Genomic DNA, 12,286 nt, shown 5'->3' with positions numbered 1-12,286 from the left:
CTCAGAACTGGGCGAGAAGGAGGACGAGGCTCGCCGCAAGCGCACTCGCGACGATGGAAAAGATCATGATCAGGTCCGCGACCTGGCAGGCCGGACAGGGGGAGGGAATAAACGGGTTGCGGTTGGCGATTTCGCCACCCGCTTTCGCCATTGGCAGCGCACCCAATTTGACGGAAGCTCGGGTCGTGACGCTGGCTGGCCGGGTCTGTCCGCCGGGGATCAGATCCCTGCGAACCGCAAGGTAGAGGGCGAGAACAGCGGTGCGGCTGGCGTCACGCATCACGCAGCCTCCCGTTGCTCGTGCAGCGCGTCCAGCCTCTGCCAGTAGCGACCGACCGAGCTTCGCGACGGCACTTGCGCCGCCCCGAACAGGTGTCGCACCCGCCACAGCGCCCCCTCGATCGTCATTTGCCGGTGCGCGCTGGTGAGAACGGCCCTGACGCCGATATGGCTCCACCACTTTGGCCGGCGCCCATTCGCCCAGATCGGCTTGTGTGCCATGGTCTCGGCGACCGCGATCTCCTCGGGCGAAAGATCGCGCTCCTCCATTTCCATTTCGTCGAACCGGTTGATCGAGGCGGCAACGTCATAGGTATTGCCCGCGCGCACGCCGCTGATCATGTACTGGATGTCCATCCCGCAGGTCGCCATGCTGAACAGCAGATACCCGTCGGGATTGATGCGGCCTGTCCGGATCTTCTCGATCGCCGATGGCGTCAGGGTCAGGCACTCCGACAGCTCGTCGTCGCGCCAGCTGCCGCACTCTTCGCGGAACCGCTGACCGAAGGATTGAAGGTCGAAGCAGGTAATTCTCTCGTCGCGTTTTGTCATTGATCGACTCGCGGTAAAGATGAAGATAGGCCTGCAGCGGCGAGAGCCGCGCAGGAACGATCAGGCGGCCTTGCCGGACGTCTGGTATTCGCGGGCGAGGATCTTCGCGGCGGTCTTGGGGTAGCGGTCGGGGAACAGCTCTTCGACTGGCACGCCAAGAAACTCCGCGATCGCCCGTTCGGACTTCTCGTTCTGGCGCGTCCAGATCGTGCGGAACCCGCCGGGAGAGATCCCGCGAAGTTCTGCAAGCTTGCTCATCGTCATGCCTCGGCGGCGCAATTCGCCGAGAATGGAATGCCGGTCCCACTTGGGCTTGGTCATCTGTGTACTCCTCAGGAAGCCGGTGTTGGCGCATCGGCTTTTTGTTGAATGGTTTGGATCAATCGAAGCCGTATCAAAGCGGCTTCATGTGTAGTGTGCATAATTCATTTTGCATGTCAAAAGTTTTATGCGCCCCGAAGGGTCGAATATGGATTTTGAGGTGATTGGCGCCCGTTTCGCGCAGGAGCGTGAGCGTCTGGGCTATACCGCATCGAGTTTTGCGCGGTTGCTGAACGTCACGCGAGTGACGCTGGCGAATGTCGAGTCGGGGAAAAATGAGTTCAAAAGCGGAGTGCTTGTGGCCGCTGCTGCTGCCGGGATGGATGTCCAATATGTGCTGACGGGCGTTCGCTCGACTAACGTCGAAAAAGTTGCCGACGAGGTCGGCTTCGAAAAGCAGGTCATCCAGGGCAATGTTTCAGGCGTCGGCTTTGCCGGAGCCGGCGCGAACATCAGCATCGTCAACACCCAGACCCACCGCACCACGGTCCGCCCCGAGACAAAGCCGGGTGAGGAGCATATCTCGATCGAGCAGCGTGCCGTTTTGACCGAACTGGTAAACAAGGTCGTCGAGAAGGAAGAGCTTTTGAAAAAGGCGCCCAAATCCTATAGGGCTGTCTGGGCCGCGTTGAACAAGCACTGCAAGGTGAACAGCTATCAGCTCATCGCGGCGGCGGACTTCGAAAAAGCCCGCAGCTATTTGAACCAGTGGATAGGAAGCCTGCACGGCATGCGCTCGGCGCCGCTGAAGGATGGCGAGGACTGGCGCAAGCGCAAGATCCAGGCAATCTGGGCCAACACCAAGACCCCCGATGATGAAGCCGCGCTGCGTGCTTATGCTCTGAAGAATTTCGGGAGCGAGAGCATCAAGGAACTGGCCAACGACGAGCTTGAGAGGACGTACAAATATGTCGCCTCAAGGCGCAGTCGGAAGCGCTGAAATCGCGGCAGCCAGGAGGAACCTTGCGGGGCCTTGAAAATCCCTCGAATTGCGTACGAAAGCATTAAAAAAGCCCGGAAATCCGGGCTTTTCTCTCTCTCAGCCCCTCCGAAAATCTGAGGTTCCGCCTCAGTAGGGAACCTCAAATTGGAATTTCGCCCCCCAAGAGGCGTCATCCAGACCGCTAGGCGGACTATGCCAAAATGCCTCGGTCATTATTTTTCAATGGCTTGAAGCCGCCTCAAAGGCATCTCGAAGATTTTTGAGGCTTTTCTTGAAGCGACGCGTCTCCGCTGTCGATTTTGCCTGTTCCGAACGTTTCTGCCCAAAACCTCGTGTCAGAAACCGCAGCGCGTGGCCATAACGCCAATCGCCTCAAGGTATTGTTTTTCCTTGCTGGTTATCAGCTGTTATCGGCTGTTATCACCTGTTCCCATTATTCCGGTTCTATGTGTCAGACAACAATTTGCCTCGTGGGGGGGTAGGCGAAAATCCTCGTAAATATGTTTTTTGGGTGAGTGTATTTCGTCCGCTAACATTATCCTAGAAATATCAAATGTTTGGCAGATACTTAACCTCTGCTTAATGGATTTTTTGCCCAGCTTGGCGATTTGCCATTCCCGTGACCGTTCGGCGTGAAATGCTCGTGACAACAAAATTGATCGCCGTTTTCTTGGGAGTGCCGCAGCCCATCTTTTGAGCTCCGGCAAAGTTGCAATTACTGTCGTAAACAGTTCTCACTACGATGGAGCCTTTGATATGGATCGGGCTGCTGAACGCAGTGGTTTTGCCAGGCCGGTTGCGTACCCGTTTCAGTTTTCCGACTATCCGGGATACGGATATTGTGAACGGGGTGAAGACCGTTCGAAGCAGGAGGATTTCCCTGACTTTTCGTAAAGTCATTGCTTCAACGCGCACCTAAGCAATTACAAATGCTCTCGGTTATCCGAATTCTGCTCCGCCCGGTCCCGATAAAGCGCGGCCCGCCCCAGCAGCATCAGGGAAACCGGCGTCGTCACCGTCATGAAAATGCCGATGAAGATTTCGTGGAAGGCGAAGCGGCCGCCGGAGACGGAGAAATAGATGATGGAGGCCATGACGATGCCGCCGGTCCCCCAGCTGGTGCCGAGTGTGGGCGCATGCAGGCGTTCATAGAAGCTGTTGAGCTTGGCAAAGCCTATGGTGCCGATCAGCGTTAACGAGGCGCCCAGCAGGACAAAAAAAGCTACGGCGATGGCGGCCCAGAGCGGAAATTCTGCGGCGTTGCTCATTCTATGACCTCCCCGCGCATCAGGAATTTGGAAAGGGCGACGGTGGACACGAAGCCCAGAATGGCGATCAGCAGCGATGCCTCGAAATAAATGTCGTTGCCGGTGCGCAGGCCGAAGGTCAGCAGCAGCAGCATGGCGTTGACATAGAGCGTATCCATGCCGAGCACCCGGTCCTGCGCGCGCGGGCCAATGGCGATGCGATAGACCGAAATCGTCATGGCAATGGCCAGCATCAGCTGCGCCAGCGAAAAGGACCAGAAAAGGATAATCGAACTCATTCGAATATCTCCATCAGCAGTTTTTCATATCGGTTCTTGATGAGGCTTATCCACGCGGCCTCGTCCACGTCGTCGAGGACGTGGAGCAGGAGCGTGCCCTGACTGGAATTATATTCAAGCCAGGCGCTTCCCGGCGTCGAGGTGAGGATTGTCGCCAGAACGGCCAGCGCCATGGGATCGCGTATATCGAGCGGCACGGCCAGAAAACCCGATTTGCGGTCCCTTTCGCGCCTGAACAGAATGATCTTCGCGACCGAGAGATTGGACCTGACGATATCGTAAAGCACGATAAGGATCAGCTGCACCAGCCGATGCCAGTTGCGGATGCGGGGTTTTGCCGGCCTCAGCGACGCCATCGCCCAGGAAGCGATGAGCGCCACCGCAGTTCCGAGCAGCAGATGCCCCGGCGAGAAACTGTTGATCGTCATCCAGAAGAAGATCAGGGAAACGGTCAGTAGCGGGTAGGGCAGGACACGGTTCATCATGGCTCTGCCTCCGGATTGCCGCCCGCCCGTGGCGCGGAAATGACGCCCTGGATATAGCTCGCGGGCAGATCGAGGATGCGCGCTGTTTCCTGCATGTAACGCATCACCGGCCCCGCCTGAACGGTCATGGCGAGTGTCAGGCCGAGAAGCAGCATGATGGGTGCGATTTCGATGACGAGCACGCGCGGCACGGTGCCTTCGATGGAGGCCCAGAAAGTACGGATGCCGGCACGGGTCATCGAGATCAGTGAAGCGAAGCCGGAAAAGACGATCAGGAAGACGATCCACCATGACAGGGTGGAGATGCTGTCATTGGCGCCGAGACCGGACGGATTGAGAATGGCCGATAGCATCGAGAATTTGGCAATGAAGCCGGAAAGCGGCGGCAGGCCGGCGAGCAGGATGCCGCAGGCGGCAAAGCATGCGCCCAGCACGGCCATGGTGGCAGGCATGGTCACGCCGATTTCCTCTTCCTCGTCTTCTTCCTCGCCTTCGCCATAAGCCTCCATGGTTACGGCAAGAACGTTTGCGCCCGCATCCTGCCCGCGCTCGACAAGTTCGATGAGCATGAAGAAGGCACTGATGGTGAGGGTGGAGCTGACAAGGTAATAAAGTGCGCCGGCCGCCACCGTGGGATTGCCGGTACCCATGGCTGCAAGCAGCGTTCCCGATGAGACCAGAACCGAAAAGCCGGCAAGCCGTCCCAGCGCCTGCGACGCCAGAACCCCGATGGCACCGAAGATGATGGTGGCGATGCCGCCGACCAGCAGCGCATCGTGGCCGAAACCGGCCGATTCCCCGGCCGTCTGCCCGAACAGCAGGAAGGACAGGCGGGCAATGACATAAATGCCGACCTTGCTCATGATCGCGAATAGCCCGCCGACCGGTGCAGATGCCGCACCATAGGCGGAGGGCAGCCAGAAATTCAGCGGCCACATGCCGGCCTTGACCAGAAACGCGATGCCGAGGATGGCCGAGCCGGTTTCCAGCAGCATGCGCTGGTCGGGGTTCAGCCCCTCGATCCGGTGGGCGAGATCACCCATGTTCAGCGTGCCCGTCACGCCATAGATCAGACTGACGCCAATCAGGAAAAACAAGGCGGCAACGAGGTTGATGGCGATATAGTGCAGCCCCGCCTTGACGCGTTGCTGGCCGGAGCCATGCAGCAGCAGCCCGTAAGATGCCGCCAGCATCACTTCGAAGAATACGAAGAGGTTGAAGAGGTCGCCGGTCAGGAACGCGCCGTTGACGCCCATCAGCATCATCTGGAACAGCGAATGGAAATGGGCGCCCGCCTTGTGCCATTTCGCCATCGAATAGATGAGCGAGGGAATGGCGAGCAATGCGGTCAACAGGACCATCAGGCCCGACAGGCGGTCGGCGACGAGCACGATGCCGAAGGGTGCCGGCCAGTTGCCGAGCAGATAGACGCCGCTCGAAACCACAGCAGCGATCTCGGTATTAACGGTTGAGTTCACCTCGCGAAACAGCAGAATCGCAACCACCAGCAGCAGCACCGTGGAGGTGAAGCTGATCGCGGCTTTGGCCACACGCTGGCGCTCGTCAAAGAACAGCAGCAGCGCGGCGGTAATGAGCGGCAGCAGGATGGGTGCGATGACGATGTGGAAGGGGAACGACATCATTTCGACTCCCTCCCATCCACATGGTCAGTGCCGGTGAGGCCGCGCGCTGCGAGCAGCACGACGAGGAAAAGCGCTGTCGTGGCAAAGCCGATCACGATTGCGGTCAGCACCAGCGCCTGCGGCACCGGGTCGGCAAGCGTCGAACTGTCGACGCCGTTCACCAGCACCGGGGGTGCGTTGGTCTTGATGCCGCCGACGCCGAAGATGAACAGGTTCACGGCATAGGACAAAAGCGAAAGCCCGACGATGACCTGATAGGTGCGCGGGCGCAGGATGAGCCATACGCCGGAGCCAGTCATGATGCCGATGCCGATTGAAAGAATGAGTTCCATTACACGTCCTCCGCTTTTGCGGCGTCAGGCGTGCGAACGCGGTAGTTGCGCAACGATTGGTGTGCCAGTGCTATCAGGATAAGAACGGTGGAGCCGACGACCAGCGAAAAGACGCCGAGATCGAACAGCAGGGCGGAAGCCGTCGGCATTTTGCCGATATAGGGTATCTCCGTATACTGGAAATAAGAGGTCAAGAACGGGTAGCCGAAGTACCACGAGCCGATACCCGTCGCCGCCGCCATCAAGAGGCCAAAGCCCATCCAGCGCAGCGGCAGGATGCGGATGCGGTCCTCGGCCCAGCGCGCCCCGCCGGCGAGATATTGCAGAAGGAAGGCGATCGCCATGGTGATACCGGCCGCAAAACCGCCGCCCGGCATATCGTGGCCGCGCATGAAGAGGAAAATGGAAAAGGTGATGATGACGGGGAACATCCACTGCATCACGATGGATGGCACGTAGAGATAGTCGCGAACGGTATCGCCCTTGCTGCGATCCGGGCGCTCCGCATCGAAGGCGTTCTGCATCTGCTGCTGTTCCGGAAGTCCGATGCTTTCATGGGCGGGACGGAAACGGCGAAGCAGCGCGAAGACGGTGAGCGCCACGATGGCCAGAACCGCGATTTCGCCGAAGGTGTCGAAGCCACGGAAATCGACCAGGATGACGTTGACCACATTGGTGCCGCCGCCTTCGCTGTAAGCGCGTTCGAGGAAATAGGTCGCAATGGCATTCGGCACTGGCAGCGTCATCACCGCATAGGCGATGACGGACATTCCAATGCCGCTGGCGGCTGCCAGCAGGAAGTCGCGGGCACGGCGAAGCTGCGCCGGCAACTCGTCGCTGCTGTCCACTTTTTCGAAGCGTTTCGGCAACCACCTGAGGCCGAGCAGGATGAGAACGGTGGTGACGATTTCCACCAAAAGCTGGGTAATCGCCAGATCCGGTGCGGAAAGCCAGATGAAGGTGAGGCAGGTGACGAGCCCCGAAACGCCAAGCATGACAAGGGCTGCGAGGCGATGATATTTCGCCTGCCAGGCAGCACCCATGGCCGCAATCATACCGATCAGCCACAGAATGGCGAAGATCGGATCGAAGGTTGTTACCCGCGGCAGCGACAGGGAGAACTCCGAAAGGAAGAGCGGCGAGAAACCGGCAAGAAGCGCCACGAGGATAAGAAGCCTCAGCTGCGGCTGCAGGCGCCGGGTGCCGAGCGTGCTTTCCAGCCACCGCGCCCACTTCCAGGACACGGTGACGAGAATGCGCTCGAAGATGCGCTGACCCCGCAAATGCCGGAAGATCGGCGGACCGTCATCGCAGCGCGAGAAATAACCGCCGAGCAGGACGTAGATCGTTACCCCGCCGATCAGCGCCGCGATACTCATGATCAGCGGCAGATTGAAACCGTGCCAGATCGACAGGCTGTACACGGGTGTCTGTGCGCCGAGAACGGAAAGCACGGCCGTATGCAGGAACGGGCCGATGGAAAGGCTCGGAACGATGCCGACGATCAGGCAGGCGAAGACGAGGAATTCGATCGGAAACCGCATCCAGCGCGGCGGCTCGTGCGGATTGGGGTTTGGCAGGTCGACTGGCTTGGGGCCGAAGAACACCGTGTGAATGAAGCGCAGCGAATAGGCGACGGCAAATGCGCCAGATAATGTGGCCACATAGGGCAGCGCGCGGTCGAGAAGCGAGTCGGCATGGGTTTCGACGGCCTCGGCAAAGAACATTTCCTTGGAGAGGAACCCGTTGAACAGAGGAACCCCGGCCATGGCCGCACTTGCCGCCATGGCGAGTGTCGCCGTTGCCGGCATATAGGTATAGAGCCCGCTCAGCCGCCGCATGTCACGTGTTCCGGTCTCATGGTCGATGATGCCGGCCGCCATGAAGAGCGAGGCCTTGAAGGTGGCATGGTTGACCATGTGAAAGATGGCCGCCACCGCAGCGAGCGGGCTGCCAAGGCTTAACAGCGTGGTGATGAGCCCGAGATGGCTGATGGTGGAATAGGCCAGCAATCCCTTCAGATCCTGCTGGAACATGGCGAAATAGGCACCGAGCAGCAGAGTTATGACGCCGGCCGCGCCGACCAGCCAGAACCATTCCGGCGTGCCCGCAAGCACCGGCCAGAACCTTGCCAGCAGGAAAACACCCGCTTTCACCATGGTAGCCGAGTGGAGATAGGCGGAAACGGGTGTTGGTGCCGCCATGGCATTGGGCAGCCAGAAGTGAAAGGGAAACTGCGCGCTCTTCGTCAGAGCGCCGCCGAGAATAAGAATGAGCGCAGGCACATAAAGCGGATGCGCGCGAATGGCGGCGCCGGCCTCGATGATCCTGTCGAGATCGTAGCTGCCGGCCATGTGACCGAGGATCAGCAGACCCGCCAGCAAGCTGAAGCCACCAATCCCCGTCACTGTCAGCGCCATGCGAGCGCCGTCGCGGGCGCCGGCATTCTGGTGCCAGTAGCCGATCAGAAGGAATGAGAAGATGCTCGTCATTTCCCAGAAGATGGACAGCAGAATGACGTTGCCGGATAGGACGACGCCGAGCATCGAACCCATGAAGGCGAGAAGGAAGGCGAAGAAGCGCGGTATGGGGTCTTCAGTCGACATGTAGTAGCGGGCGTAAAGCACCACCAGCAGGCCGATGCCGGTAATCAGCATCGAGAAGATCCAGGCAAATCCGTCGAGCCGCAGTGTGAAGTTCAAACCGAGCTGCGGCAGCCATTCCACATCGTATTTAAGAACGGCGCCCCCGCTGACGCTGGTATAAAGGAAAATACTGCTGACCAGCCCGAAAAGGGCAACTGCCCCCGCAACGGAAGCGGGAGCTGCAGCAGCACCCTCGCGCGGCATGAACGCCGTCAGGAGTGCGCCGACGAAGGGCAATGCGACAATAAAAGGAAGAATGGTTGCAAGTGTCATATGCGGCGGCGGTTTTCTCTCTGGAATGGGAGCTTGCGGCGGATTTCCGACGACTCCAATCCCTCAGGATTCCAATGAATCCAATGATGATGACCGCCGGAATGACTAGTACATAAGATGCGGAGGCGCGCGTGGTACCACGCTGGCAAAGTCTCGGGACGCTTGTGGCGCGACGGCAACAGCAACGAGCCGCGCCTTTGCCTCAAGGTCAACACTGACGGCGGTTAAGGAAAACGCGTCGTGACCAATACCCGGGGCCGCATTGCCTGACCGGCAACCGAAATCACCGCCGTTGTCGCAATCCTTGTCGCGAAGCGAAAGGGAGCGGCCAAGATCGACGGTCTGCATGCGTTCGAGGCGGCTGGTCTTGGAAAGCGGCTTGATACCCGAAGGCGCCTGGAAGCCGATCATGAGAAGAAGGCTGGCGACCACGAGACCGATCAGCACTTGCGGATGGCGCCTTGAACTGCGGCCTTTCTCCATCCATTGCAAGTTGGCATCTCCTTGATCGAAAACGTCTCTTTAAAGCATCACCGCTGCGCGAATATCCCGTTGATTTGTTTTAGGGGAAGCCACCCGCGCTTGTCCAGCACAGAGGCCGGAAAAACCGCCCGAAGCGCTCGATTCCTTTTTGTTTTTGCTCATTTGCGGCAAAGTCGGGGCAGGGGCCGTTAAAAGACTTTACAAATTTTACCGTTTGACCCGCAACGCCGCGTTTCTTAACTTTCAAGCAAGGAATTAACCATAAAGATTGGTGGTATTTCCACGGCGGAATGGGGTCTCTCCCCTTCCAGGCATGACGCCGCACTGCCGTACCGGTGCCGATCCGGTATTTCGTTTCTTGGTTCAAGAAGGTCTGGCAAGCGTCGATGCCGCATCGTCCGCGATGGGTGTGTTCGTTCAAAAATCCCCTCAGGGTGCTGGCGTTCTGAACCTTGGCAAATTGGCCGGGTGTCACCGGCCGTCATGTTGTTGGGGACGTCGGTTGGGGCAGGACTTGCCATCAGATCAAGCGCGCAGATCGGCAGGCGGAAGCCTGGCGGGGCGGTTGCGTTTTGCCGGCCTCGATGAGACGCAATCCGACTTCCTGCGCAGCTATCGCGGCATGCTGGAGCCTTACGTCAAGGCCGGCCTGCGCGATGTGATGACCCGTTTCCAGTCCATGCCGGACTGTTCCCCGTCCTTCGACAGCGAAAACCAGCTCGAACGCCTGCACGATCTGCAATCGTCGCACTGGAGCGTTTTGACGGATGCACGTTTCGATGCGCTCTATGCCGAGCGGGTGAAGGTGCTTTCCGACAATGCCAGCCGCATGGGTCTCGATCCGCGCTGGCAAATCGCCAGCCACGCCGTCGTTCTGGAGCACCTCGTTGGTGGACTGGTGGCGGAACACGCACCCCGATCCATCCTGCCGGGTAGCCGCAAGAAGAGCCGTGAGCTCGCCGAAGCGGTAAAGAATGTCGTTCGCCTCGTGATGGTCGATACCGAGATAGCGGTCTCGCTGCGCTTTAATGAACTACGCCTGCGTCATGGCCGCGAACTTCAGGAACAACGCGACAATGACCGGGCTGAAGCGGCAAACCTCTTCGGCGTCGCGTTGAAAGCTTTTGCGGCAGGCGATTTGCACGCACGGATAGACGGTGACGTTCCAGACGCCTATCGGGATGTCGCGACAACATTCAACACGGCCCTTGAAACCATAGGCGCGTCGTTGACGGCGGCCCATAACAGCGTCGGCGAGGCGGAGGCCTTGAGCGGACGTTTTGCCGATATCGGCCGTTCCATTGCCGAGCGTTCACGCCAGCAGGCCGAAGCCCTTGCCGAAACCTCGCATGCGATTCAGGCCCTGATCGGGAACGTTGCCGAAAACGGCGCTCGCATTGCGGCGACGGAAAAGGCGGTTTCGAGCGCCCGCGACGCGGCGGTCGAAAGTGGCCGTGCGATCGGCGAGGCGATCGACGCCATGTCGGACATCGAACAATCCGCCGAACAGATCGGCAGGATCATCGGTACGATTGACGAGATCGCTTTTCAGACCAACCTTCTCGCGCTCAATGCCGGCATCGAGGCGGCGCGTGCGGGTGAAAGCGGTCGTGGGTTCGCTGTCGTCGCACAGGAAGTCCGGGCGCTCGCCCAGCGGTCTGCAGATGCCGCAAGGGAGATCAAGAGCCTTGTCGGAACCACGAAGACCCAGGTCGAGGGCGGCGTCCGCATGGTCAACCGCACACAGGACGCAATCGGCGGCGTCGTCCGGCAGGTCTCGGGCATCAACGACATGATCGCTGAAGTCTCGCGGCTTACGGCCGAGCAGGCCGGTGAACTGCAATCTGTTGCCGCCGATATTGGCGGGCAGCAACGGCAGGCGGACCGCAATGCCGTCGATATCAGCGCGAGCGCCTCCGAGGCCGACACGCTTCAAACCGTCATTCTGGAACTCGGCCGCACCGTGCGCGAATTTCGTATTGCCCGCCAGGAACATTTCGCTGCCGCCATCGGTGCGGATCGGCAGCAATCATCATTTATGGCCCGTGAGGATAGCCGCACGGATTACCGCCAGGATTACCAACAATTCAGACGTCAGGGAGTCATGTAATGGCAGCCAGAAAAGCAGCTGAGGCGACGCTGAAACTGTCACCGGTGCTGGACCTCAACGAAGCATCGGCCCTGCACGGCAAGCTGATGACGTTGCGGGGAGCACCGCTGTCGGTGGATGCGTCAGAGGTGGAACGTATCGGCGCCCTTTGTGCGCAGGTCCTCATGGCCGGCGCCAAATCCTGGGAAGAGGACGGCAAACGCTTCGGCTTTGCCAGCGTGTCCGATGCATTCGACAGGACCATGAAACTGATAGGCGTCGATATCGATCATTTGCTCCTGAAGGAGATGCAAAAGTGAAGAAAAAAGTTCTTACCGTGGATGATTCCCGGACGATCAGGAACATGCTCCTGGTCACGCTCAACAATGCCGGTTTCGAAACCATTCAGGCCGAAGACGGCGTCGAGGGCCTCGAAGTGCTCGAGCAGAGCAACCCCGACGTCATCGTGACTGACATCAACATGCCCCGTCTCGACGGTTTCGGTTTCATAGAGGGTGTTCGTCGCAACGAAAAGTACCGTGCGATCCCTATCCTCGTTCTGACGACCGAAAGCGATGCAGAGAAGAAGAACCGCGCCCGCCAGGCCGGTGCGACGGGCTGGATCGTCAAGCCGTTCGACCCTGCCAAACTCATCGATGCCATTGAGCGCGTAACCGCCTGATACGGGACATTTC

Annotated in this window: 15 protein-coding genes; 4 read left to right on the top strand and 11 right to left on the bottom strand. The window is 59.3% G+C overall.

Translation table 11 applies throughout. The annotated features are described in order from the left end of the window. Nucleotide 1 precedes the first annotated feature (1 nt). Genes DOU54_RS20725 through DOU54_RS20715 form a run of 3 tightly spaced genes read right to left on the bottom strand, consistent with a single transcriptional unit; the run spans nt 2 to nt 1,152 of the window. Nucleotides 2-280: a hypothetical protein gene (locus DOU54_RS20725; RefSeq protein ID WP_113731782.1), complete on the bottom strand. Its 279-nt coding sequence runs from the start codon at nt 278-280 to the stop codon at nt 2-4. Beyond that, nucleotides 280-831, bottom strand: coding sequence for a hypothetical protein (locus DOU54_RS20720; protein WP_113731781.1), 552 nt, complete (start codon nt 829-831; stop codon nt 280-282). Before DOU54_RS20720 ends, DOU54_RS20725 begins: the two co-directional genes overlap by 1 nt. A 60-nt stretch (nt 832-891) precedes the next feature. Continuing rightward, nucleotides 892-1,152 carry a helix-turn-helix domain-containing protein gene (locus DOU54_RS20715; RefSeq protein ID WP_113731780.1) on the bottom strand — a complete coding sequence of 87 codons (261 nt, stop codon included), beginning with the start codon at nt 1,150-1,152 and terminating at the stop codon, nt 892-894. Nucleotides 1,153-1,300: 148 nt separating this feature from the next. Between DOU54_RS20715 and DOU54_RS20710 the strand changes: the two genes are divergently transcribed. Then, nucleotides 1,301-2,092, top strand: coding sequence for a helix-turn-helix domain-containing protein (locus tag DOU54_RS20710; RefSeq protein ID WP_193603429.1), 792 nt, complete (start codon nt 1,301-1,303; stop codon nt 2,090-2,092). Between the two features lie 926 nt (nt 2,093-3,018). Here DOU54_RS20710 and mnhG read toward each other — a convergent pair. From mnhG to DOU54_RS27570, 8 genes are all read right to left on the bottom strand, one after another. Next, complete coding sequence (mnhG, locus tag DOU54_RS20700; RefSeq protein ID WP_004439848.1) at nt 3,019-3,363, bottom strand: monovalent cation/H(+) antiporter subunit G; 345 nt, start codon at nt 3,361-3,363, stop codon at nt 3,019-3,021. Further along, a complete protein-coding gene (locus DOU54_RS20695) occupies nt 3,360-3,641 on the bottom strand; it encodes a K+/H+ antiporter subunit F (protein WP_004439850.1) in 282 nt (93 codons plus the stop codon). The genes mnhG and DOU54_RS20695 overlap by 4 nt, the downstream gene beginning before the upstream one ends. Next, nucleotides 3,638-4,126 (bottom strand): Na+/H+ antiporter subunit E, encoded by a 489-nt coding sequence (locus tag DOU54_RS20690; RefSeq protein WP_004439853.1) that lies wholly within the window; start codon nt 4,124-4,126, stop codon nt 3,638-3,640. The genes DOU54_RS20695 and DOU54_RS20690 overlap by 4 nt, the downstream gene beginning before the upstream one ends. Continuing rightward, nucleotides 4,123-5,769 carry a monovalent cation/H+ antiporter subunit D gene (locus DOU54_RS20685; RefSeq protein WP_004439856.1) on the bottom strand — a complete coding sequence of 549 codons (1,647 nt, stop codon included), beginning with the start codon at nt 5,767-5,769 and terminating at the stop codon, nt 4,123-4,125. The genes DOU54_RS20690 and DOU54_RS20685 overlap by 4 nt, the downstream gene beginning before the upstream one ends. Further along, nucleotides 5,766-6,101 (bottom strand): Na+/H+ antiporter subunit C, encoded by a 336-nt coding sequence (locus tag DOU54_RS20680; RefSeq protein ID WP_003514993.1) that lies wholly within the window; start codon nt 6,099-6,101, stop codon nt 5,766-5,768. The genes DOU54_RS20685 and DOU54_RS20680 overlap by 4 nt, the downstream gene beginning before the upstream one ends. Then, nucleotides 6,101-9,019 carry a monovalent cation/H+ antiporter subunit A gene (locus DOU54_RS20675; protein WP_004439862.1) on the bottom strand — a complete coding sequence of 973 codons (2,919 nt, stop codon included), beginning with the start codon at nt 9,017-9,019 and terminating at the stop codon, nt 6,101-6,103. Before DOU54_RS20675 ends, DOU54_RS20680 begins: the two co-directional genes overlap by 1 nt. Nucleotides 9,020-9,124: 105 nt before the next feature. Continuing rightward, on the bottom strand, nt 9,125-9,502 hold the full coding sequence (locus tag DOU54_RS20670; protein ID WP_112555888.1) for a hypothetical protein: 378 nt from the start codon (nt 9,500-9,502) through the stop codon (nt 9,125-9,127). A 79-nt stretch (nt 9,503-9,581) separates the two neighbouring features. Beyond that, nucleotides 9,582-9,923 carry a hypothetical protein gene (locus DOU54_RS27570; RefSeq protein WP_162749555.1) on the bottom strand — a complete coding sequence of 114 codons (342 nt, stop codon included), beginning with the start codon at nt 9,921-9,923 and terminating at the stop codon, nt 9,582-9,584. Nucleotides 9,924-10,016: 93 nt separating this feature from the next. On the opposite strand from DOU54_RS27570, the gene DOU54_RS20665 reads away from it, so the two are divergent. The 3 genes from DOU54_RS20665 to cheY1 are packed head-to-tail and all read left to right on the top strand — an operon-like array spanning nt 10,017 to nt 12,273. Further along, nucleotides 10,017-11,612, top strand: a complete 1,596-nt coding sequence (locus DOU54_RS20665) for a globin-coupled sensor protein (RefSeq protein WP_286079949.1) — start codon at nt 10,017-10,019, stop codon at nt 11,610-11,612. Further along, nucleotides 11,612-11,911 (top strand): STAS domain-containing protein, encoded by a 300-nt coding sequence (locus tag DOU54_RS20660; RefSeq protein ID WP_113380923.1) that lies wholly within the window; start codon nt 11,612-11,614, stop codon nt 11,909-11,911. Before DOU54_RS20665 ends, DOU54_RS20660 begins: the two co-directional genes overlap by 1 nt. Then, entirely contained in the window at nt 11,908-12,273 is a 366-nt protein-coding gene (gene cheY1, locus DOU54_RS20655; RefSeq protein ID WP_004439870.1) for a chemotaxis response regulator CheY1, read from the top strand. Before DOU54_RS20660 ends, cheY1 begins: the two co-directional genes overlap by 4 nt. The last annotated feature ends 13 nt before the right edge of the window (nt 12,274-12,286 follow it).

Origin of the sequence: Agrobacterium sp. MS2 (genome assembly GCF_003261015.1) — a bacterium.
Classification (GTDB): domain Bacteria; phylum Pseudomonadota; class Alphaproteobacteria; order Rhizobiales; family Rhizobiaceae; genus Agrobacterium; species Agrobacterium pusense.
The sequence above is the reverse complement of the archived record's forward strand: the minus strand, read 5'-3'. Positions and strand labels throughout refer to the sequence as shown.